Source organism: Mesorhizobium sp. M8A.F.Ca.ET.161.01.1.1 (assembly GCF_004792105.1).
In the GTDB taxonomy this organism is placed as follows: Bacteria; Pseudomonadota; Alphaproteobacteria; order Rhizobiales; family Rhizobiaceae; genus Mesorhizobium.
Window position 1 is genome coordinate 1 of record NZ_SRTD01000344.1, and the last position, 315, is coordinate 315.

The 315-nt window shown below is 59.4% G+C and carries 1 pseudogene; it reads right to left on the bottom strand.

The features are described 5' to 3' along the window. Positions 1-12: 12 nt before the first annotated feature. A pseudogene (locus tag EN804_RS37820) lies at positions 13-315 on the bottom strand (hypothetical protein); the annotation flags it as partial.

The following is a 315-nucleotide window of genomic DNA, read 5'->3' on the forward strand; positions in this document are numbered from 1 at the left end:
TGACCGGCGCCGTTAGCGGAGGAAGGCCCTGAGCCGCTGCTCGTCAGAGACTGTTGCATCGCGATTGACGATTGTTCTGCCCTTTGCATCCTTCATCACGTATCGGCCGCGCTGAACGCTTTCGCTGATGCCATCCTTGTGGCGGACAGTCAAAGTACCGCGACCTGCATTCGCCGCGTCGTCGACATCGGCCTGAGGTTTCCCAGCATTTCCGGTGCCTGACGACTCGCTGCTATTGTTTCCCTTGCCGCCCGAATTACCATTGCCATTACCGCCACTGTTACCGTTGCTGCCTCCGTTTCCGCTACCCCCTCC